We start from the raw sequence: 22,362 nt of genomic DNA, 5'->3' as shown, positions 1-22,362 counted from the left end.
AACCGCCTGCCCCGTCAGCCAAGCTTTTATGACAGATTACAGCGCCACGTATTGGCGCGGTTCATACAGATCGGCTTCCGGCGTCGCCACCAGCGTGCCTTTCAGCGAATTGGTAAAGGCAGCATCAATGCGGACCTCAACAAACTGGCCGATCAGATCGGGCGAGCCTTCAAAATTGACCACGCGGTTGTTTTCGGTTCGCCCGGAAATTTCATCCACGGAGTTGCGCGACAATCGCTCGACCAGCACTGTCTGGGTCGAGCCGATCATGGCCTCACTGTGGGCCGCGGTCTGCTCATTGAGCAGGGTCTGCAGGGCGTGCAGGCGACGCTTTTTCATCGTCATTTCCACATCATCAGGCAGACTGGCCGCCGGGGTGCCCGGGCGCGGGCTGTAGATAAAACTGAACGAGCGGTCGTAATTCAGATCTTCCACCAGTTTCAGCGTCTGTTTAAAATCATCACAGGTCTCACCCGGAAAGCCGATGATAAAATCGCCGCTCAAACTTAAGTTCGGACGCAATTCGCGGATTTTTCGAATCGTGGCTTTGTACTCGATCGCCATGTGATTGCGTTTCATCATCGCCAGCACCCGATCCGAACCGGACTGAATAGGCAGGTGCAAGTGGGAGACCAACTCCGGCACCTCGCGGTAACAGTCAATCAGACTTTGCGTCATTTCATTGGGGTGCGACGTGGTGTATCGAATGCGATCAATCCCCGGCACGGCTCGCACAGCATGGATCAACACCGCCAGGTCTGCCACATCACCGTCGGGCATTTCCCCCTGATAGGCGTTAACGTTCTGGCCCAGGAGGTTGATTTCGCGCACGCCCTGTTCGGCCAGCGCTTCCACCTCACGCATCACATCGGCAAAGGGACGGCTGAATTCTTCGCCCCGTGTATAGGGCACCACACAGAACGTGCAGTACTTGGAGCAGCCTTCCATCACCGAAACAAAGGCCGACACCCCATTGGATTCGGGCTCGGCCAGGTTGTCGAATTTTTCGATCTCGGGGAAGGTGATGTCGATCACCGCGCGCTTTTTCATTTTTTTGTCGGCGTTATTCTGCGCACGCAGATCCAATGCCTGATCCATCATGGCGGGCAATCGGTGCAGGGTCTGCGGCCCGAAAATCACATCCACCAGCGGGGCCCGCCGGCGGATTTCTTCCCCTTCCTGCGACGCCACGCAACCGCCCACGCCGATGAGGCGATTGGGTTTGGCCGCTTTCCATTTTTTCCAGCGCCCCAGCTCATCAAACACCTTCTCTTGCGCCTTCTCCCGCACTGAACAGGTGTTGAGCAGAAGCACATCCGCTTCCTCCGCCGTCTCAACCAATGGCAAGCCATAGGTTTTTTCCAGCAATTTGGCCATGCGATCAGAATCGTATTCATTCATCTGACAGCCGTAGGTTTTGATCAGTAAACCGCCTTCAAACGGGCGGGTTGATGAGGTCTGGGCCATAGGGGGTACTCGTCCTGATTCCGCTTTAATGGAAAAGCCGAACATTATAACACAGGCATTTGAACGGTTTCACTGCAAAAACAACCACATAAAGAGAGTGTGCTTCGACAAGCGGCTGAAACCGGGCCGCGCATCGGCGACCCGTCCGTTTTTAACCAGGCCTGGTCAAAAACACAGGCAGCCTACATAGAGATCAGATAGGGATCAGATCACCTTGGAAAAACGGTTCGGTAGCTTGTCCTGCATATAGGCATCAAACACCATGCAGATATTGCGAATCAGCAAACGACCGGCCGCGGTCACATAAATATCCGTATCCGACAGCGTGATCAAACCGTCGTCCACCATGGGCGCCAGATTCTGCAGCTCCTTGGCAAAGTATTCGGAAAACACAATGCCCCACTGCGCATTCAGGCGCTCGAAATTAAGGTGAAAATGACTCATCAGCCGCGTGATCACATCGCGACGCAGCTCGTCGTCCTCGCTGAGCGCGACCCCGCGGTACACCGCCAGGCCCCCGGCATCAATCGCCGCATAATAGTCATTCAACGATTTGTGGTTTTGCGCATAGGTGTTGTTGAGCAGGGAAATCGAGGTCGCCCCCATGCCGATCAAATCGCACTCGGCATGCGTGGAATAACCCTGAAAATTGCGATAAAGCGTTTCATTGCGCTGCGCCACCGCCAGCTCATCATCGGGCTTGGCAAAGTGGTCCATGCCGATATAGACATAACCGGCTTCGAGCAAACGCTCGGTGGCCGCATGCATGATCGCCAGCTTTTCATCCGGCCCCGGCATGGCGGATTCGTCCATTTTCTTTTGCGTGGGAAACATGGACGGCATGTGGGCGTAATTAAAAATCGAAAACCGATCCGGATTCGACTCCAGCACCCGGTCCAGCGTTTTGATGAAACTGGTTTCACTCTGGTGCGGCAAGCCATACATCAGATCAATATTGACCGACATAAACCCACTTTCGTGCGCGGCTTCCAACACCTCAAAAGTCTCTGCTTCGGTCTGAATACGGTTGACCGCTTTCTGCACCCGTTCGTCAAAATCCTGAACGCCCAGGCTCATGCGATTAAAGCCCAGCTCCCGCAGCCCCAATACCGATTCGCGATTGGCTTCACGCGGGTCAATCTCAATCGAATATTCGCCCGAATCGTCTTCATGCAGATTGAAATGTTGACGTGTGGTGGCCATCAATTGGCGCATTTCGTCCTGACTGATAAAGGTGGGGGTGCCGCCGCCCAGATGCAGCTGATCCACCTTGCGGGATGAATCAAACAAGCGCGACTGCAATTCGATTTCTTTAAACAGGCGTTCCAGATAGGGCGTGGTTTTTTTGCGGTCGCGGGTCCAGATTTTATTGCAGGCGCAGAAAAAACAGACGGTGTCGCAAAACGGAATATGAAAATAAAGCGAGAGCTGACGATCCGACTCGTTGCTGCGCTCGGCGGCGGCCTTGTAGTCGGCCACACCGAAAGACTCATCAAACTCCAACGCCGTCGGATAAGACGTGTAACGCGGCCCGCTCTGGTTGTAGCGCTTGATCAGCGCCTCATCGAATCGGATGGACTGTTCCATATTCCCTGTCTCTGCCTGTGTCATTGGGCGTGCACGCTGTGATCACGCCGGATGTCATGTAAGTGCCCGCATTTTTCTTGAGGACTCTGATTGCGCCCGCCATTCTACCAGAGCCGACCGGTTTCGCCAGTGCCATCCAAACTTGTGACCGATTTAAGGGGTTCTAAGGCTTAGGCTGCAACAATGCGCCCAACTGAACGTAATCACGCCCACCCAGTCGAGCCAGCGGGTCCATAGCTTTGGGGTCAATGCCGTTTGCCGCATCCAGCACCGCGTCGCTCGCATACATGGCCTCAACCTCGCCGTAAATCACCGCCTGGGGCGCGTTCCCGATTTCATCGAAACGGTGCAACCGGCAAGCCAACGCCACTGGACAATCCGCCAGCCGAGGCAGTTCAAACCCTTCAAACGCCGTGGTGGTCAGCCCGAGCTTTGCCACCTCCGACTCCCCATGCGCCAGGGTAGCGGCTGAGTCCTGCACCGCCTGCAATTGCTCCGTGCCCGGCAAATGAATCACAAAGGTTTCCTGCGTCAGAATGTTGCGACGCGTGTCTTTGGGTTCACCGGCCTCGTCTCCGGCCGCTTTTTTCCCTGCCGAAAACAGCACCAGAGGTGGATCGCTGCTGATCACGGTAAAAAACGAATACGGCGCCAGATTATAGCCGCCCGCCTCACCATTGGCGGTGAGCACCCAGGCAATCGGGCGTGGAATCACCGCCTGAGCCAGACACTGGTAGCGCTCTTTCGGGGTCATCTCAGGAAAGTGCCATTGCATGTTTCTGCTCCTTTGCGTTGCAAACTCACATTTGAATGGAAAGGCATTATACGCCAACCCGGACGAATCAAAAAAAGTCAATTTGCACCACACTTAATCAGAAAATCCGCATAAGTGGCCTTCTTTGCTGGACCGATCGAATCAAGTGTTTTAACTATATATTATTTTTTAACCAGGCCTGTTTTTTGCTTAATAATAGACCGTACTCGACGAGTGGAGCAGCGCATGAGTTCAATTGACATGCTATGGCTGGTGATCAGCGCATTGCTGGTGGCCCTAATGCAACCCGGCTTTACCGCATTGGAAGCGGGCATTGCCCGAAGCAAAAATTCCATCTCCACCGCCATCAAAAACCTCAGTGACTTTCTGATTTCGTTTCTGGTCTTTGTCACGCTGGGCGCCGGCATCCTGCTGGGCAACAGCTACGAAGGGCTTTGGGGACAGACAGGCGGTTTCTTTTACCTGGGCCAGCCGGATATCATGGTGCAGGTTCTGTTTCAGGCCATGTTTGCCTCCACCGCAGTCACCATCATCTCCGGCGCCATTGCCGAGCGCGCCAAATTCACCACTTACCTGATCATCGCCGTGATCGTGTCCGTGTGCATTTATCCGTTTCAGGCACACTGGGCCTGGAACGCGCAAGGCTGGTTGGCTCAAATCGGCTTTATTGATTTTGCCGGTTCCACCATTGTGCACTCGGTCGGCGGGTGGGCCGCTCTCGCCGCTGTCATTCTGATCGGCCCCCGTCTGGGGCGCTTTGACCAGGACCAGCCCACTGATTTTGAACCGGCCAATCTCGCCTACAGCGCTCTGGGAGTGTTTCTGATCTGGCTGGGATGGATCGGCTTCAATGGCGGCAGTGTGCTGGCCTGGGAAAGCGATGTGCTGCCGGTCATTCTCAACACCATGCTGGCCGGGGTGTCCGGCGGCTTGAGCAGTCTGATCCTGGGCTATCGCCGTTATGGATACTTCCATGTGGTCGACCTGATCAACGGCGTTCTGGCCGGGTTGGTGGCCATAACCGCCGGCGCTCACCTGGCGTCCCCCGAAGCGGCCCTCGCAATCGGTGTATTGGGGTATCTGGCTTACTGGCTCGGCAAAACCTTGTTGGAGGCCGCGCGCATTGATGACGTGATCGAAGCCATTCCTGTGCATCTGTTTGCTGGCATCGCCGGCACACTGGCGGTCGCCTTTCTGACCGAAACGCCCTTCGAACAATTCTGGATCCAGTTACTCGGCGTGGCCAGCATCGGTGCATTCGTCTTTGGCATCACCTGGAGCTTGCTGTCCCTCATAAATCGTTTCTGGTCCTTACGCCTGACGCACAATGACGAAATCCTGGGCCTCAACATCAGTGAGCACCGTGCCCGCACCTCCATGCTGGAACTGGTCACCCGTATGAACGAACAGGCGCGCAAACAGGACTTTTCCAGAAAAATCGTGGTCGAACCCTTCTCAGACGCGGCGGTCATTGCCAACTTTTACAATCAGGTCACTCAGGCGTTCAACCAACTGTCATCGGAGAAGGAAACCCTGATTCAGGAATCCCTCTACATTGCCAATTACGACCAGTTGACCGGCCTGGCAAAGCGCCGTCCCCTGCTGCTGGAGCTGGAACACTGCCTGACCCCGGAGACCGAAAACGATCATCACGCCAATCATGCCCTGCTCTACCTGGATCTGGACGGCTTCAAAGCCGTGAACGACCAACTCGGCCACCAAGCGGGCGATGAACTGCTCAAACAAGCCGCCCAGCGCATCCAATCCACCATCGATCACGACCATCTGGCTTCGCGCTTTGGCGGTGACGAATTTGTGATTCTGCTCAAACACATCCCCTCTGAGACCTTCGTCGCGCAAGTGGCTCAGGCTCTGGTGGACAATCTGCACAAACCCTATCAACTGGATCAGCAGTACACCGATCAGGTCAGTGCGTCATTGGGCATGGTGATTTTTCACTGCGGTGAAGCCAAGGTGGACGCGCTGCTGCAACGCGCCGACAAAGCCATGTACGCCGCCAAAAAACGCGGCAAAAACCAGTGGGTGACGGGCTGAAACCGCCGCCATCGCGCCTAAAGAACGGTCATCTATTTTCCTTATGAAAACATAAACTTAACCAGTTACAAACCGGGCTTAATCTTTGTTACGGTGAATAGCCTTAGGGAGCACCGTTGCAAAAGGAGGCCCGCCCATGACCATCAAAGCTCGTTTGATTCTGCTTTCACTCGCCGCCACGATCTCGCTCGTGGTACTGGCCATCATCAGCCTCTGGGGCAGTGATCGGCTGCATGAGACCATCGTCGACAACAACCGTTTGAAAGAAACCGCCAAACTCTCAGCGTTTCAGGAACCGTTGCTTGACCTGCACACCCAGTTTTTGTTGAGCCTTCAGCACGACCCCAGCAATCCGGCGGTGGCTGACATGCACGACCACCCGATCAGCCAACATCTGAAACGCATGGACGCGCTCCGCTCCCAGATCAACCAACAACTGAGTGCTCTGAAAAAACAAGAGCTGGCCACCCGTTTTAATGATGACATTCAGCGCCTGGACACTCAGATCAACCGTTATCTTCAGGCAACAGCCGCTGGCACCGCCTTGCTCGAAGAGGCCGCGTTCAATCGGGCGAACCAGCAGTTTCTGACAGGCATGAACCCCGCATTGACCCAAAGCCTCAAAACGGCCAATGCGTTTGGTGACATCACGCACGAACGTGCCAAACAAGCACAAGTCGATGCCCGCAGCTTCTCCGACGGTTATTTTTACGTCATGCTGACGGTGGGCGTTGTTCTGGCAGTGCTCATATTGGGCCTGTCCTGGGGGCTGGTCCGCTCGGTGCGCCGGGGCATTGAATCACTGACACGCAGCGTGCAGACACTGGCCAGTGACATGGCGTTTGATCGCCCTCTGCCAGCGCGCAAAGACGAATTGGGGCAAGTGTCCAACGCCCTGAATCAGTTGATGAAAGCCCTAAGAACCAGCCTCAACCAGACCAATGACGTCATGACCGCCATCGCGGAAGGCGACTTCAGCCAACGCGTCCGAACGGAACAGAAAGGCGACCTTCAGTCTCTGAAAAACGGGGTCAACGCCTCCGCCGACAGCGTGGAATTCATGATGGAAGAGCTGTCCAAGATCATGCGCAGCCTGCGTCACGGTCGCTTCGATGTGGAGATGAGTGACAAGGTCCCCGATGCGTTCAGCGAAGAAGTGGACGAGGCCATGCAGAGCATCAACACCGTCATGGTCGAAATCAACGACGTCATGGCCGCCATGAACGATGGCGCCTTCGATCACCGGGTCAAGGTCCGCGCCCAAGGTCAGCTCAAAGAGCTGAAAGACAACGTCAACCAGTCAATCGAATCACTGGAAAGCGCGGTGGCCGACATCAAACGCGTGGTGGTGGCCCAATCCGAGGGCGATCTGACTCAGACCATCGACAACGATTACGACGGCGAGCTGGCCGTGCTCAAAAAAGCGATCAACCGATCCGTTTCCTCACTGGATGAAATGGTGTCCATGGCCATCGAAATCGCCAACACCGTCGCCACCGCCTCCGACGAAGTCTCTCAGGGGGCGACCGACCTGAGCCAGCGCGTTCAGGAACAGGCGGCTTCGGTCCAGCAGAGCAGCGCCACCATGGAGGAATTCAGTTCGGCGGTGCAAAACAACGCGCAAAGCGCTTCCGATGAGACCGAAATCGAACATAAGGTGGAAGACAAAGCCCAGACCGCCGCCCAGGTGATGGCACAGACCATTGATGCCATGAGTGCGATTCAGGATTCCAGCCATAAAATCTCCGAAATCGTCACCATGATTGATGGCATTGCCTTCCAGACCAATCTGCTGGCGCTCAACGCCGCGGTGGAAGCCGCCCGAGCCGGGGAACACGGTCGAGGCTTTGCGGTGGTCGCTGGCGAGGTAAGAGCCCTGGCACAGAAATCCGCCGACGCCGCCAAGGAAATCACCGGCCTGATCAACGAGAGCGTCAGCCGCATTGACCACGGAACGACACTGGCCAAAGAATCCGGCGAGGTGATTGAGGAAATCACACACTCCATTGAGCATGTGACCAAAATGAGCGAACAGATCTCACAATCGTCCAACGAACAGGCCAAAGGGGTCACGCAACTGCAGACTGCGATTTCTCAGATTGACGAAGTGACCCAGCAAAATGCGGCCCTGGTGGAACAAACCTCGGCCGCCGCCGAAAGCATGCAGGAACAGGCGACCCGACTGAGCGAACGCATGGGCTTTTTCACCACGAACCAATCCCTTTCGCCCGCCAGCGGGAGCGGCCACTCATCGCAGCCAGCCCTGCCTGCCAAAACGGCTTAATCAAGCCAGAGCGTGCCAACGGCACTCCCTCTGTCATCGGGCCTGAGGCGAAAACCACCAGGCCTGGTGAATTTTGGGGTTGCGTTCAAAGTCCTTGGGCAAGGTTTTACGGGTCAGATCGGTGATCTGCCACTCTCCCTCGAACGCCGCTTTATCGAGTTTGAACTGACGCAGATTGGTGGAAAACAGCAATTGCCCGCCCGGTTTCAGCAGAGCCATGGCCTGCTCAATCAGACGCACATGGTCGCGCTGCACATCCAAGGTGTCATCCATGCGCTTGGAGGTGGAAAACGACGGCGGGTCCAAAAACACCCAGTCAAACAGCGGCGGCCGCTCACCCGGATCTTTGCTCATTGTCTGCAACCATTGCAGCACATCCGCACGCTGCAGTTGATGCGCGTCTTCATCGATCTGATTAAACCGAAAATTCTTCTGTGCCCAGTTGAGATAGGTCTTGGACAAATCCAGACTCAGGCTGCTTTTGGCACCCGCCACCGCCGCAGTCGCACTGGCGCTCGCGGTGTAACAGAAAAGATTGAGCAGGCGTTTGCCGGCACATTGCTGAGCCAACCAGGCCCGCACATCGCGGTGATCCAGAAACAGGCCGGTGTCAAGGTAGTCGGTAAAGTTCACCCGCAAACGGGTCTGGTTTTCGTTGACAGTCAAAAACCGCTTTTGTTCATCAAGCTTTTCGTACTGGTTCTGGCCTTTCTGGCGATCACGTACCTTGAACACAATGTTTTCGGCGGGCATCTGCAATACTTCTGGCAGCGTCACCAGCGCTTCGTGCAGACGTCGTCGGGCCTTGCCCGCATTCACGGTTTTCGGTGGCGCGTATTCGGCCACCACACACCAGCGGCCGTCTTCGTTGGTGTCATAGACATCAATCGCCAAGGCGTATTCAGGCATGTCGGCATCATAAGCACGAAACGCCTCGATCTGGTTTTGTTTGCGCCAGCTTTTGAGCTGTTTCAGGTTTTTGCGCAGCCGGTTGGCAAACATTCGGGCCCCTTCCGATTCGGCCAGTTCGGGGCGAAAGGTCTGCAATTGTGCGGCCAGGTCAGGCGTGGTGGGCAACGCGGCCTGACGGAAGTTTTCCTCAGTCACGTCAAAACGATAAAGGCGGCACTCCATCGCCCCATTGTTGACGCTGTGCCAACGCTTGGCTTTGAGACCGACCGCTTTGGCCAGTTCGTCGTGACAGGTCAGAATCGCAGCCTGCCAGCCTTCGAACTCGGCTTTGAGCAAGTCGCCCAGCTTGGTATAAAGCGGGCGCACGGCCTCAATTTCACCCAAGCGTTCGCCATAGGGCGGGTTGGAAATGACCAGGCCTGGTTGCCAGGGACCCCAGCGATGGGCCTGCTCCACCGCCATGGGCTTGAGCTCAATCACATCATCAAACCCGGCGGCGGCAATGGCGCGCTCGGCCGCTTGAATGGATTTGTGCGATACATCCGAGCCGTAAAACGCACCCAGCTTACGCAATCCGTCGGCTTCGCGCTGCCCCGCCTCACTCAGCAAACGTTGCCAGAGAGCGTCGTCGTGCCCTCGCCAGCGAGTCAGCTGCATGCGCTCGGCGCTCGCCAGGCCGGGCGCGACGTCGGCGGCCATCATCGCCGCTTCGATCAGAAAAGTGCCGGAGCCGCACATCGGATCATAGCAATCACCGCCTTTGGCAGCAATGCTCGGCCATTGCGCCCGGTAAAGCAGGGCGGCGGCCACATTTTCTTTCAAGGGCGCGGTCACTTTGGCATCCAGCCGATACCCGCGCTGGTGAAGACTGTGACCGGCCAGGTCCAGATTGATGCGCAAGGTTTGCCGGTTCAAGTGGGCGTGAATGCGCACATCCGGTGATTGCATGTCCACCGAGGGTCGGCGGCCATAGCGCGCCTGAAACGCATCCACCACCCCGTCTTTGACCGTCAGGGCACCAAAGTGACTGTGCTCAATCCCCAGCCCCTTGCCGGTAAAGGACACCGCAAAGGTGCCGTCCACATCCAGATGTTCCCACCAAGGCAACTGGGTAACCTGACGGGTCAGGTCTTCCTGATTGGCCAGTTCCATCTCCGCCAGTTCCAGAAACACCCGGTTGGCGACGCGCGACCAAAGGCAGGCCCGGTACCCGACTTCCAGATCGCCTTCAAACGCCACCCCAAGCGGCTGGGCCTTGGCCTGAACCGCGCCCAGCGATTCCAGCTCTTCGCGCAAAATTTCACTCAACCCCGGCGGCGACGTTGCAAAAAAGCGACACATAAAAAATCCCTTCACCCAAAACCCGTATTTTACTGCATCCGGCCCCCCGCCTTTTGTAAAATAGGGGCCTTTCCAACCCACCCATACAATGAATGACCATGATTTCGAGTTTCGCATCGCGCATCGTTCTGGCTCTGGCCCTGTCGTGGCTGGCACTGGGCGCTCAAGCCTACAGCCCCCCGCCGCAGTCCAATGCCGATTTTCAGAAGTGGTTGCAAACCTTCAAGAAAAAAGCCGCTTCCCATGGCATCGGCGCGACCACCCTTGAAAAAGCGTTTGCGAACGTCACACTCAATACCCGCGTGCTGGAACTGGATCGACGTCAGCCTGAGTTCACCCGTACTTTCTGGCAATACTTTGATGCGGCCATCACCGACTGGCGCGTGAGAAACGGCCAGAAGCTATACCAGAAATACCGCCCCCGATTGCACGAAGTGACCCAACAATATGGCGTCCCGGCCCGCTTCATCATTGCACTCTGGGGCATGGAAACCAATTACGGCGGCTATACGGGCAATACCCCGATCATCGAATCTCTTGCGACGCTGTCCTACGACCCGCGCCGCTCGGGTTTCTTTCAGGAACAATTAATGGCCGCTCTCACCATCATTGACCAGGGGCACGTCAGCCCGGATCAGATGCGCGGCTCCTGGGCCGGTGCCATGGGCCAATGCCAGTTCATGCCCACCAACTACCTCAAATACGCCGTGGATGCCGACAACTCCGGCAAGGTTGACCTCTGGAACAGTCTGGACGATGTTTTTTATTCCATGGGCAACTTTCTGGAAGAATTGGGCTGGGTGCGTGGCGAAAACTGGGGCCGCGAAGTGGCCTTGCCAGAGGGGTTTGATTACAGCCTGGCCGATGGTGAAACACAACGCCCCCTCCAGGCCTGGTCAGAAATGGGGCTGACGCTGGCCGACGGACGCGCCCTACCTGACGAAACCATGCAGGCAGCCCTGTTGCTGCCACACGATCACCGTGGCCCGGCGTTTCTGATTTATGACAATTTCCACGTAATCAAACGCTGGAACTTTTCCGACAATTACGCGCTGGCAGTGGGCCATCTGGCCGATCGCATCGTCGGACGCGCCCCCCTGACCGCCAACCCGCCGCCTAATGACGAAGCACTGAGTCATCAGCAGACACGCGAACTGCAGGAACGCCTGGCAAGAGCCGGCTTACCGGTGGGCCCGGTGGACGGTGTCATCGGCAGCAAAACCCGCGACGCCCTGCGCCGCTACCAAAAGCGAGAAGATTTACCGGCCGATGGCTACCCCTCCCCGCGCATGCTCAACATCCTACGGAAACGACAGGGAGACTGAGCGCATGAGAGGGAAACGAGTGGCATGAACAAAGACATCACGCCGTTACTGACTCGACCGATTTCTGCACGACACATCAATCACAGTGCCTATCTGTTTTGGAAGTATCAATGTCAGATTGCAAAACTCTGGCTCAAGCATGCGTCAGAGCAAGCACGAAACCGACGTCAAAGATCAGTTTAAGCCCGAGCTTTCCGAGCTTTGCGTTTCTGAGCCCGAGGTTTCAACCAGAATTCAGACAGGATTAACAGAAACGCGCCCAGGCTGATGGCGATGTCGGCGATATTGAAGGTGGCGTAATGCCAGCTGCCGATGTAAAAATCGATGAAATCGGTGACGCGCCCGGCTTGAATGCGGTCAATCACATTGCCAATCGCCCCGCCCAGTATCAGGTTCAGCCCCACGACTTCCGTGCTCCAGCCGCGCGGCAAACGCGCCAGCCAGATGATCAGGGCCACGCTGACAACCAAGGCGAGAATGCTGAAGAACCAGGTCTGCCAGCCGTCGTGATCGGCAAGAAAACTGAAAGCCGCGCCGTAATTGTAGGCCAGTGTCCAGTTCAGATGCGGCCATACCGCCACCGGTTCGCCCACCATCAGGTGGGTTTCGGCCCAGACTTTGGTGACCTGATCGGCCACCACCCAGATCAGCGCCAGCCACAGACTGGGCAGGGCACTGGCGCGTAAACGGTTCAAACCGAATGCATTCATGACAGGTCCTCTCAGGATTTGGGCGCGGGCAGCACCCGGTTTTTTCCGGCATGCTTGGCTTGATAAAGCTGGCGATCCGCCGCCTCAATCACCTGCATGAAATCCGGGTGGGACTGAAATTCGGCCACCCCAATTGAACAGGTCACTTTGATCTGGCTGCCGTGTTCCAGTTCAATCGGGCGCTCGGCCACTCTCACACGCAGGTTTTCCGCCACGGAGCAGGCTTTGCTCAAGGCGCATTCAGGTAACACCACCATCAGCTCTTCGCCGCCATAACGAAAAGCATAATCTGTGACGCGGATGTGACGGGTGACCAGCCCAGCGACCTGACTGAGCACCTGATCCCCTGCCAGATGGCCATGGGCATCATTGATGATTTTGAAATCATCCAGGTCAATCATCATCACGCTGTAGGTTTTATTAAGTTTGAGGGCCAGCTGCGTTTCTTTCTGCATGATGGGCACCATAAAACGCCGGGCCACCAATGCCGTGAGATCATCTTTCTGCGAGGCCGATGCCAGATTACGGTCGGCAATGTGTGTCAGCAGGTATGAAATTTCGTTCAGGTGTTGCTGCAACTTATCAAATCGATCCGACAGGTCCTCTTCGTCCATGGATTGCTGGGTCAGTTCATCAAACGCTTTCAGACTGTTTTGGAGAGTCTGTGTCGCGGAGGCATCACCTGAGATCAGTGGCAACTTGTGCACCAGCCAGAGCCCGGCGTCTTCCTGATAAATGCTTTTGGGCACACGCTTGTGTTTGAGCGCCACATCCGACACATAGCTGGTGAACCAACTGAACAGGCCCGATTTGACGCGCTCGATGTCCACCGCAATGTCGTGGGCCGATGTATGACTGCGATATTCCTGACTGACCCGCTCGCTTTCCACCAGACCACCGAGATAGGCTTCGTCAATCAGGCTCAAGCTGGCCATCAGAATGGTGTCGACCAGTGCCACTAATTCAGTCCGTGTCTCACGCGACAGGTCACTGTTTAAAACCGCCCGAAACAAATGGTGTTTGATGATAAAAATCGATGAATCCACCAGCGACATGGGCACATCAATGCGGGCATGCACTTCGCCGATTTTCAGTTGCAACGCCACCGTCTCCGGCACTTCCGCCGGCGTTTTGGGAGACAATGTGGTCAGAATCCATTTTTTCAGTTCGGCTTTGAGGCGGTTTTGCACCAGCTCGGTGGTCAGAAACGCCGCGGCCTTGGGTGTGGACATCAGTTGATCGTAAAACTTATCCACCGCCGCTCCGGCTTCCCGCTCAAACAGTTCGCGCCCCTGATTCAGCAATGCATTATGCGCGTCGGTGTAGAGATTTTGCAGATAAAACTGGGCCAGTCCGCTGGTGTCGTGCCCTTCTGTCAAATTCATGCGTGTCCTTTGAGATTTGGTTTAAGCGTCCTCAGCCTCAGGGCCGATGATACGGGTGATTTTGCAACAGGCTCCAGGCCCGGTAAAGCTGTTCGGCCAGCAACACGCGCACCAATGGATGCGGCAGGGTCAGCGGCGACAGGCTCCATTGCCAGTGCGCCGCTTGTTTGAGCGAAGGTGACAGACCATCCGGTCCGCCGACGATCAGGGCCACGTCCTGCCCACTGCCCAACCATTGGTCGAGTTTGCCCGCCAGCTTTTCCGTGGTCGGTGCTTGGCCTTTTTCATCCAGCACCACGATGCGAGCGCCTTTGGGAATCGCCGCTTCAATCCGCCTGGCTTCTTCGCTCAGCGCTTTGTCGCACGATTGGCTTTTGCCTCGGTGCGGCATGGGCAACGCCACCAGTTTGAGCCGACACTGTGCCGGCAGTCGCTTGGCGTAATCGGCGTAGGCGGTCTCCACCCAGCCGGGCATTTTCTGCCCGATCGCAATCAGGTGAATCACCATTTACAGCAGCTCGGTCGGATCCACTTTCTCACCCGCACGTTGCGGTGGCATGTCCCAGAGTTTTTCCAGCTGATAATGCGCACGCGCCGACTCGGTCATCACATGCACCACCGCCTGGCCCAGGTCGACCAGCACCCAGTCCGGGTTGGGCCCGGACTCGACGCCCAAAGGCGGCTCGCCCGCTTCTTTGAACGCCTGACTCAACGCCTCACCCGTAGAACGCACATGGGTCGTGGACGTCCCGGTCGCAACCACCATCAGATCGGTAAACGAACTGATCTGACTGACGTCCATCACCTGCACATCACGTGCCTTGGCGTCCTCCAATGTGGTTTCGATCAAATTGCGGGTCTGCGCTAAATCCATGCATGGTCTCCTGAGGCATCGCGCCGTTGTCATTGATAAAGTTGGTGCATTGTAATGTATTGCGCCACCGACTCGGGCAGCAAATAAGCCGCGGACGTCTGCCGGGCCAGCCGCTGGCGAATGTCGGTGGCACTGATCGCCAGCTGGGTCACCGCCAGATCCAGAATCTGACCGGCCGGTTGCGTCAGCACATCCACACCGCGCTCGGCCAGCAACTGCCCCGCTGGCTGAGACGTGTCCGGCAAGGTTTGACCGGGACGGTGCGTCACCACCAGATTGGCCAGCGACAGAATGCCGCGCCAATCGTGCCAACGGGGAAAATGCAAAAATGCATCCATGCCCATCATCAGAACCAGGGCGGCGTGAGGGAAATCCTGTTTTAGCGAATGCAGTGTGTCCACCATGTAGGAAGGGCCGCCACGATCGACTTCACGCCGATCCAGATAAAACCCCGACTGAGACTGGATGGCCAACTCCACCATGCGACAGCGATGCATCGCGCTTTGACCTGGCTGGTCCCGATGCACGGGCTGATAGACCGGCACAAAACGCATTTGCGACAGGGCCAACGCCTCCATCACCTCCAGCGCCGGGCGCAAATGACCGAAGTGGATCGGATCAAAGGTGCCGCCATTGACGCCGATCACCTGCTCGACCTGTTGGATGTTCTGATATTGGCTTTCCGGCACACGCCCTCTCTGGATTGCTTGCACATCGGCCCGACTCGCGGCGTCAACGCCGAGAGACATTACTTTGACCGGGCCCTTGCGACTTTGCTACATTATAGCAATGTTGCCCGAACAAACACCAACTTCCGGGGCGCCGCCGATCCCGCCTGCGTTCGAACACACCCTGCGCACCCTTCTGCAAAACCAAGGCGAACTGAGTGAACACCAACTGATGCAGCGGCTGGTAGAAGCCGGGTTTGAGCAGTTTCAGCCCAGTCTCGATCCTTTGCACCTGTTCCAAAGCCACTTCATGCTGTTTCACCTGCTCTATCGCCTGCGGGATCAATGGTGGACGGACGGCATTGGTCAGCTAGAGATCCACACCCTGTCGATTCACCTGGTCCCGATGCCCGAGCAACCTGCTTTTTCACCAGGCCTGGTAAAAAACGACCCGTTGCGCGCTTATTACCTGGATTTTGACGAATACCGGGACACTCAGGAAGACGATGTGATCGATCTGCTCACCGATTTCTGGCAACGTCTGGCCGCCGGTCCCGTGCCGGTCACTCTGACCCCGCAAGCCGTTGAGCAGGCCAAACAAACCCTGCACTGGCCCCAAGATACCGAACTGAGCGAGCGCAGCATTCAACAACAGTACCGACGCCTCAGCCAGAAACACCACCCCGACAAAGGCGGCGATGCCGACACCTTCCACACGCTGACCGAAGCCAGAGCGATTTTATTGCGTCACATCCAGCGGGCTTAAAACGTGCGCAGGCACTGCAAGAATTCAAACCCGTAACGCGCCAGTTTGCGCTCGCCCACGCCGGGTATCGCCAGCAGGTCGCCGTCGTTCTGCGGCAGGTGTTTGGCCATTTCAATCAAGGCCGCGTCCCCGAACACCTGATAGGCCGGACGGTCTTCGGAATCGGCAATCTCTTTGCGCAGAGCGCGCAGGGCATCAAACACCTCCCGCTGGCGGACACTGAGATCGTCTTTTTCGCTGCGTCGCGTGCCGCCGCGCCCTTTGGTCTTCTTGGGTAACGCCAGCTCGATCGACACCTGACCTTTCAGCAATGCGCCGGATTTTTCGGTGAATTGCAGCACCGAGTAATTGCGGATGTCCTGCACCAGAAAGCCCTGATGAATCAGCTGATGAATGATCGACTCCCATTCAGCCGCCGAATATTCCTTGCCAATGCCCCAGGTGCTCAGGGTCTGATGATTGAGATTGCGAATGCGCTCGTTTTCCTGACCGCGCAGAATTTCGATCACATACCGCACGCCATAGCCCTGCCCCAGCCGATAGACACACGACAGCACTTTCTGCGCCGCTTCCAATCCGTCAAACACACGCGGCGGATTTAGACAGACATCGCAATTGCCACAGGGTTTGGCATCGCGCTGACCGAAATAATTGAGCAGCACCATGCGCCGACAGGACAGACCCTGAGCAAACTCCACCATGGCCGACAGCTTGAAGCTTTCAATGCGGCGCTGCTCTTCGTTGGTGTTCTGCTCGATGAAATACCGCGCGGTACTGATGTCGCGCCCGCCGAACAGCAACAGCGCTTCGGCACTGAGGCCGTCGCGCCCGGCGCGGCCGGTTTCCTGATAATAGCCTTCGATGTTTTTGGGCAGGTCGTAATGCACCACAAATCGCACATTGGGTTTATCGATGCCCATGCCGAACGCCACCGTCGCCACCACGATGCGCACCTCGTCACGCAGAAAATCCTGATGCACCCGGGCCCGATGATCGGCAGGCAAACCGGCATGATAAGCCTTGGCCAAGTAACCCTGATCCTGCAACTGCGCGGCCACTTCTTCCACCCGCTTGCGGCTCAGACAATACACAATGCCGCTGTCATCGTCATCACGGGTATCGAGAAACGCCTGCAGCTGCTTGGCAGGGGTGCGTTTTTCCTGCACGGTGTAGCGGATATTGGGCCGGTCGAAACAACCGATTTCAATGTGCGGGCGCTGCAACTGAAGTCGCGCCAGCATGTCATCGCGCGTGGCCTGATCGGCGGTGGCGGTCAGCGCCAGAAACGGCACCTCGGGCAACAATGGGCGCAAAGCCCCGATCTGACTGTATTCTGGCCGGAAGTCGTGCCCCCATTGCGACACACAGTGGGCTTCATCGATCGCCAGCATGGCGATGGGCAGGGACTGGAGCTGAGCAATGAACCCGGGCATCAGCAACCGCTCGGGCGAGACATAAAGCAGATCCAACTCACCCTCATGCAGTTGGCGCAGAACCTGTTCACCTGCCATGGGGTCCAGCGAGGAATTGTAAAATTCAGCGCGAATGCCCAGCGCCTTGAGCGCGCCCACCTGATCCTGCATCAATGAAATCAGCGGCGACACCACAATTGCGGTGCCCGGTCGGATCAAAGCAGGAATCTGATAGCAGAGAGATTTGCCGCCGCCGGTGGGCATCAGGACCATGACATCGCCCCCGCCGAGCAGGTGCGTGATCACCGCTTCCTGGCCGGGACGAAAGTCTTCAAACCCAAACACCGATTTCAGGACCGTTTGGGCCTGAAGGCGAGCGGTGTCGTGGGAGGAATCCTGCGCAGAATCGGCCATGTCCATCATGGTGTGTCTCGATCGGTCGTTGAAAAGAGGCTCACACTACTGCATTTTTCACGGGATCACAAGCGTTCTGAAGGCACCGCGCCTGCCTCTTTAAGTGAGCGCTCCAGCTTCTGGGTGCTGTATTGCGGCGAGTGAGTGCCGCGCGCCAGCAGACGGTAGGCCAGCGGAATCACCAGCAGGCTCAAAAGCGTGGACAGCGCCACGCCGAACAGCAGCACCCAGCCCAGCACTTCGCGGGTTTCGGCCCCGGCCCCGCTGGACAGAATCAGCGGCACCGCGCCCACACAGGTGGTGAGCGTGGTCATCACAATCGGGCGCAAGCGCAACTGGGTGGCACTGAGCAGCGCACGATAAAAGCCAATGCCTTTGTCACGCAGCTGATTGGTGAACTCCACAATCAAAATGCCGTTTTTGGTGGCCAGCCCCAGCAGCATCACCAGCGCGATCTGGGAATAAATGTTCAGGCTGATCCCAAACAGGACCATCGCCCAGATGCCGCCGGCAAACGCCAGCGGCACGGTGAGCATGATCACCAGTGGCTGACGGAAACTCTCAAACTGGGCTGAGAGCACCAGAAACACCACCACCAGACCGAACAAAAACACAAAAAGGATCGAATTGGACGAGGTCTGAAAATCACGCGATTGGCCTTTGTAATCAATGGTCGCCTCTTCCGGCAGAACGTCACGCGTCAGCTCATTGAGATAATCCAGTGCCTGCCCCAGCGAATAACCGTCGTCCAGCTTGGCGCTCAGGGTGATCGCCCGAATGCGGTTATAGCGATTGAGTTCCCCCGCGGTGGCGCGCTCTTCCAGACTCACCAGAGACGACAACGGCACCATCTGTCCGTCGGCATTCAAATAAATCTGACGCAGATCTTCCGGGGCCATGGCCCATTTGGGATCGGCTTTGAGCATGATGTCGTACTCTTCGCCCTCGTACTCAAAGGTGGTCACCCGCTTGGACCCCAGCAGTATCTGCAGGGTTTCGTTGAGTTCGCCATGGGTCACGCCCAGCGCTTTGGCCCGGTCGTAATCGATGGTCAGCGCCAGCTCCGGTTTGGTGGGCTCGTAATCCCAGTCCAGACTGTTCAGACCCGGATTGTTCTGCTCTATGGCCTCGGTCATGTCGGCTTTCCACTGTTCCAGCTTTTCATAGCTGGGCCCACCGATCACAAACTGCACCGGACTCTGAATGCGCCCGCCAATGCTGGAGCGCATCACCGGAAAGGCCCGCACCCCGCTCAGGCCGGACAGGCTCTCGCGCACCGCCTGCATGATCTTGAACCCATTGCGCCGCTGGGCCCAGTCCTCCATCACCGCGATCACAAAACCGGAATTGAAAATCTCACTGGAGCCGAACGAACGCGGCGCGCGCACAATCAGGCGCTTGACCTCGCCGCTTTCCACCAGCGGCATCATCCGGCTTTCGATCTCTTCCATGTAGGTGCGCATGTATTCAAAGGTCGCGCCCTCCGGCCCTTTGACCATCACAAAAAAAACCCCGCGGTCTTCTTTGGGTGTGTATTCACGCGGCAACGTCTGCACGGTCTGCACCAGCCAGATCACCACCAGAGCAAACACCGTCAGAATCACCCAGGGATAACGCAGGTTTTTGATCAGCAATTTCTTGAAACCGTGTTTGGGGGCCGGACGATGCTTTTTTGACCAGGCCTGGTGGTTTGAGTGGTTGTTTGTCGTCAGCGCCGGGGCCGACGAGCGGTTTTTCAGGAGATTGGACGCCAGCGCCGGTGACAGGGTCAGCGCCACCCAGCTGGAAAAGATCACCGCCACCGCCAAAGTGACCGCAAACTCGGAAAACAGCCGTCCGATCTGGCCTTCCATAAACCCGATCGGCAGAAACACCGACACCAGCACCGCCGTGGTCGCCATCACCGCAAAGCCCACCTGCCGGGTGCCGAGATACGCCGCGGCATTGGGTGGGTACCCCATATCCAGATGGCGCTGGGTGTTTTCCAGCACCACAATGGCATCGTCCACCACCAGCCCGATGGCCAGCACCAGCGCCAGCAAGGTAAGCAGGTTCACCGAAAAGCCCAGCATCCACAGCACCCAGAAGGTCGCCATCAGTGACACCGGCAGGGTCACCGCCGGCACCAGCGCCGCACGCCAGTTTTTCAAAAACGCCAGCATCACCAGTATCACCAGACCCAGCGCAATGCCCAGGGTTTTAAACACCTCGAAAATCGCGTTTTCCACGAACACCGAGGCATCATAGCTGTCGCGCAATTCCAGTCCCGGCGGCAGGGTTTTGTTCACCAGTTCTTTGCGCGCCTTGGCCAGTAGCGCCACTTCCAGCGTGTTGGCGGTAGACTGTTTGATGATGCCGATGCCCACCATCGGCTTGCCGTTGCCTTTGAAATAACGTCGCCGCTCCACTGCTCCCATGTGGACTTCGGCCACCTGATCCAGCCGCACCTGACCGGTCTGGTCGCTTTGCTTAACCACCAGCCGTCGAAAATCTTCCACCGTGGCCAGCGGTTTGTCGGCCTTGAGCGTCAGCAGTATGTGCTCCCCCTGAATCGCGCCCACGGGCAACTCCACATTGGACTCGCGAATGCGCGCTTCAATGTCGCTTGGCGTCAGGTCATACATCGCCAGTTTATTCGGGTCGAGCCACACCCGCAGCGCAAACGACTGACCGCCGCCGACGCGAACCCGGGCCACGCCATTGAGCACCGAAAAACGGTCCACAATGTAGCGTTCGGCATAATCGGTCAGTTCGGGAATGGTTTTGTCGTCACTGGCCAGGTTGAACCACATGATCGGGCTGTCATCGCCCTCGCGCTTTTCCACCTCCGGCGGATCGGCTTCCTCGGGCAGATTGTCCAGTGCCCGCGAGACCCGATCGCGCAGATCATTCGCCGCGGCATCGATGTCGCGATCAATGTCGAACTCGACGGTGATGTCCGAGCGCCCATCCTTGGAAGTCGATGAAATGTATTGAATGCCCGACACCCCGGCGATGCGGTCTTCCAGTAGCTTGGTGATGCGGTCTTCCACCACCGCGGCCGACGCGCCGGTGTAATTGGTTTCGATGTTGACAATGGGCGGCTCCACATCCGGGTATTCGCGCAGCGACATCCGCTCATAGGAAATCAACCCCACCGCAAACAACAGCAAAGACACCACCCCGGCCAATACCGGGCGTTTGACCGCTGTGTCCGACAACCACATCAGCGCGACACCTCAGCCGAGGCCGCGTCCGGGGTCGCGACCGGCTGACCCTTCAGCAACATACGTTGCGAGCTGTCCGCCGTCTGCCAGTCTTTGATGGTGACCGGCTTGCGCACCGACGCCCCCATCACGCCCTGAGCGATGATGACATCCCCCGGCGAGAGGCCCGACAACACCTCAATGGTGTTCGACCCGCGCTGGCCGGTTTCAATGCGCACCCGTTCCAACTCATAGGTCTGACCGGTTTCAAACCCGGCCTGCCCGTCGTTTGCCTTGAGGCGATAGACGGTGGAAAAATCGCCCTGCATCAACATGGCGCTGTTGGGAATACGGATTTGCGGCGTCGTGGCCAGATTCAGCGTGGCCTCGACCATCATCGCATTTTTCAATGCCTGATCCGCGCTGTTGCTGACCCGCGCACGCACCGGCAACAGCCGTGAGACCGGGTCCATCTCCGGCGAAAGGGCAAACACCTCGCCCGTGTAGGATTGTTTGGGGGCCGACAGGGCGTGCAGACGCACCTTCTGACCCACAAACACACTGTTTTGGAAGCGCTCGGGGATCAACACATCCAGATTTAGCTGGCGAATGTTCTGCAGAGACACGATCTCGGTACCAGCCTGCACCAGTGCGCCCTCGCTCACCTGCTTCAAGCCCAACTGACCCGAGAAGGGCGCAGTCAACTGCCGATCCGCCAGCTGTGCTTCGGCCACGGTCAACTGTGCCTGAGCGGTTTGCCACTGGCGATAGCGTTCATCCACCAGTGCCTTGGTCACATTGCCGCGCCCTTCGACTTCGCGCGCCCGTTCATATTGCGCCCGAGCTTCCCGAAGCCGGGCCTGGGCTTCCAGCACCCTGGCCTCTTCTTCCCGATCACGCAGCGAGACCAGCAGATCGCCTTTTTTCACCGTTTGCCCGTCTTCAAAGTGAATGCGGTCAATGGTTTCGGTCACCGTGGCCGTCACCATCACCGCATCCCGGGCTTTGAGCTCCCCCAGCAGCGTCAGGGTGACCTCGACCGGCGCCCGGTCGACCTCGGTCACAATCACCGGCACCGCCGACGATGCCGAGCGTTCGGCCGCTAAGGCCGACAGCGGTCCTGCCAGCCAGAGTGCCAATGCCAGTGAAACCAGCGCGCGAAATCTTGAATCAGGTCTATGCTCAGTCATGCGTTACTCGAC

16 protein-coding genes are annotated in these 22,362 nt (G+C 57.4%); 4 read left to right on the top strand and 12 right to left on the bottom strand.

Annotation, left to right across the window (positions count from 1 at the left end):
* Nucleotides 1-36 precede the first annotated feature (36 nt).
* The 3 genes from miaB to AVO41_RS07355 all read right to left on the bottom strand — a co-directional run bounded on the left by miaB (nt 37) and on the right by AVO41_RS07355 (nt 3,829).
* Nucleotides 37-1,467 carry a tRNA (N6-isopentenyl adenosine(37)-C2)-methylthiotransferase MiaB gene (gene miaB, locus AVO41_RS07365; RefSeq protein WP_068584991.1) on the bottom strand — a complete coding sequence of 477 codons (1,431 nt, stop codon included), beginning with the start codon at nt 1,465-1,467 and terminating at the stop codon, nt 37-39.
* Between the two features lie 204 nt (nt 1,468-1,671).
* Complete coding sequence (gene hemN / locus AVO41_RS07360) at nt 1,672-3,054, bottom strand: oxygen-independent coproporphyrinogen III oxidase (protein WP_068584988.1); 1,383 nt, start codon at nt 3,052-3,054, stop codon at nt 1,672-1,674.
* A 163-nt stretch (nt 3,055-3,217) separates the two neighbouring features.
* Nucleotides 3,218-3,829: a flavin reductase family protein gene (locus tag AVO41_RS07355; protein WP_068584985.1), complete on the bottom strand. Its 612-nt coding sequence runs from the start codon at nt 3,827-3,829 to the stop codon at nt 3,218-3,220.
* Between the two features lie 225 nt (nt 3,830-4,054).
* Here AVO41_RS07355 and amt point away from each other — a divergent pair, with 225 nt between their 5' ends.
* Both amt and AVO41_RS07345 read left to right on the top strand, forming a co-directional pair.
* On the top strand, nt 4,055-5,884 hold the full coding sequence (gene amt / locus AVO41_RS07350) for an ammonium transporter (protein WP_068584982.1): 1,830 nt from the start codon (nt 4,055-4,057) through the stop codon (nt 5,882-5,884).
* Between the two features lie 136 nt (nt 5,885-6,020).
* Nucleotides 6,021-8,168 carry a methyl-accepting chemotaxis protein gene (locus AVO41_RS07345; protein ID WP_082676637.1) on the top strand — a complete coding sequence of 716 codons (2,148 nt, stop codon included), beginning with the start codon at nt 6,021-6,023 and terminating at the stop codon, nt 8,166-8,168.
* A gap of 33 nt (nt 8,169-8,201) precedes the next feature.
* Here AVO41_RS07345 and rlmKL read toward each other — a convergent pair whose 3' ends face one another.
* Nucleotides 8,202-10,421 (bottom strand): bifunctional 23S rRNA (guanine(2069)-N(7))-methyltransferase RlmK/23S rRNA (guanine(2445)-N(2))-methyltransferase RlmL, encoded by a 2,220-nt coding sequence (rlmKL, locus tag AVO41_RS07340; protein WP_068584979.1) that lies wholly within the window; start codon nt 10,419-10,421, stop codon nt 8,202-8,204.
* Between the two features lie 98 nt (nt 10,422-10,519).
* Between rlmKL and AVO41_RS07335 the strand changes: the two genes are divergently transcribed.
* Nucleotides 10,520-11,746, top strand: a complete 1,227-nt coding sequence (locus tag AVO41_RS07335; RefSeq protein ID WP_068584976.1) for a lytic murein transglycosylase — start codon at nt 10,520-10,522, stop codon at nt 11,744-11,746.
* A 179-nt stretch (nt 11,747-11,925) separates the two neighbouring features.
* On the opposite strand, the gene lspA is transcribed toward AVO41_RS07335, so the two are convergent.
* Genes lspA through nadD form a run of 5 tightly spaced genes read right to left on the bottom strand, consistent with a single transcriptional unit; the run spans nt 11,926 to nt 15,464 of the window.
* Nucleotides 11,926-12,456, bottom strand: coding sequence for a signal peptidase II (gene lspA, locus AVO41_RS07330; protein WP_068584973.1), 531 nt, complete (start codon nt 12,454-12,456; stop codon nt 11,926-11,928).
* 11 nt (nt 12,457-12,467) lie between these two features.
* Nucleotides 12,468-13,841, bottom strand: a complete 1,374-nt coding sequence (locus AVO41_RS07325) for a GGDEF domain-containing protein (RefSeq protein WP_068584969.1) — start codon at nt 13,839-13,841, stop codon at nt 12,468-12,470.
* 37 nt (nt 13,842-13,878) lie between these two features.
* A complete protein-coding gene (gene rlmH, locus AVO41_RS07320) occupies nt 13,879-14,349 on the bottom strand; it encodes a 23S rRNA (pseudouridine(1915)-N(3))-methyltransferase RlmH (protein WP_068584966.1) in 471 nt (156 codons plus the stop codon).
* Nucleotides 14,350-14,715 (bottom strand): ribosome silencing factor, encoded by a 366-nt coding sequence (gene rsfS, locus AVO41_RS07315; RefSeq protein WP_068584964.1) that lies wholly within the window; start codon nt 14,713-14,715, stop codon nt 14,350-14,352.
* Between the two features lie 29 nt (nt 14,716-14,744).
* On the bottom strand, nt 14,745-15,464 hold the full coding sequence (gene nadD / locus AVO41_RS07310; RefSeq protein ID WP_201022864.1) for a nicotinate-nucleotide adenylyltransferase: 720 nt from the start codon (nt 15,462-15,464) through the stop codon (nt 14,745-14,747).
* 40 nt (nt 15,465-15,504) lie between these two features.
* Between nadD and AVO41_RS07305 the strand changes: the two genes are divergently transcribed.
* Nucleotides 15,505-16,149, top strand: a complete 645-nt coding sequence (locus tag AVO41_RS07305; protein WP_068584961.1) for a DNA-J related domain-containing protein — start codon at nt 15,505-15,507, stop codon at nt 16,147-16,149.
* Here AVO41_RS07305 and recQ read toward each other — a convergent pair.
* The 3 genes from recQ to AVO41_RS07290 form a co-directional block, all read right to left on the bottom strand.
* Nucleotides 16,146-17,975, bottom strand: a complete 1,830-nt coding sequence (gene recQ, locus AVO41_RS07300; protein ID WP_068586018.1) for a DNA helicase RecQ — start codon at nt 17,973-17,975, stop codon at nt 16,146-16,148. The two genes, AVO41_RS07305 and recQ, sit on opposite strands and share 4 nt — an antisense overlap.
* 65 nt (nt 17,976-18,040) lie before the next feature.
* Nucleotides 18,041-21,181 (bottom strand): efflux RND transporter permease subunit, encoded by a 3,141-nt coding sequence (locus AVO41_RS07295; protein ID WP_068584959.1) that lies wholly within the window; start codon nt 21,179-21,181, stop codon nt 18,041-18,043.
* Nucleotides 21,181-22,350: an efflux RND transporter periplasmic adaptor subunit gene (locus AVO41_RS07290; RefSeq protein ID WP_068584956.1), complete on the bottom strand. Its 1,170-nt coding sequence runs from the start codon at nt 22,348-22,350 to the stop codon at nt 21,181-21,183. The genes AVO41_RS07295 and AVO41_RS07290 overlap by 1 nt, the downstream gene beginning before the upstream one ends.
* Nucleotides 22,351-22,362 lie beyond the last annotated feature (12 nt).

This window comes from Thiomicrospira sp. WB1 (genome assembly GCF_001507535.1).
Taxonomy (GTDB): Bacteria; Pseudomonadota; Gammaproteobacteria; order Thiomicrospirales; family Thiomicrospiraceae; genus Hydrogenovibrio.
This window is presented reverse-complemented; position numbering and strand designations above follow the sequence as displayed.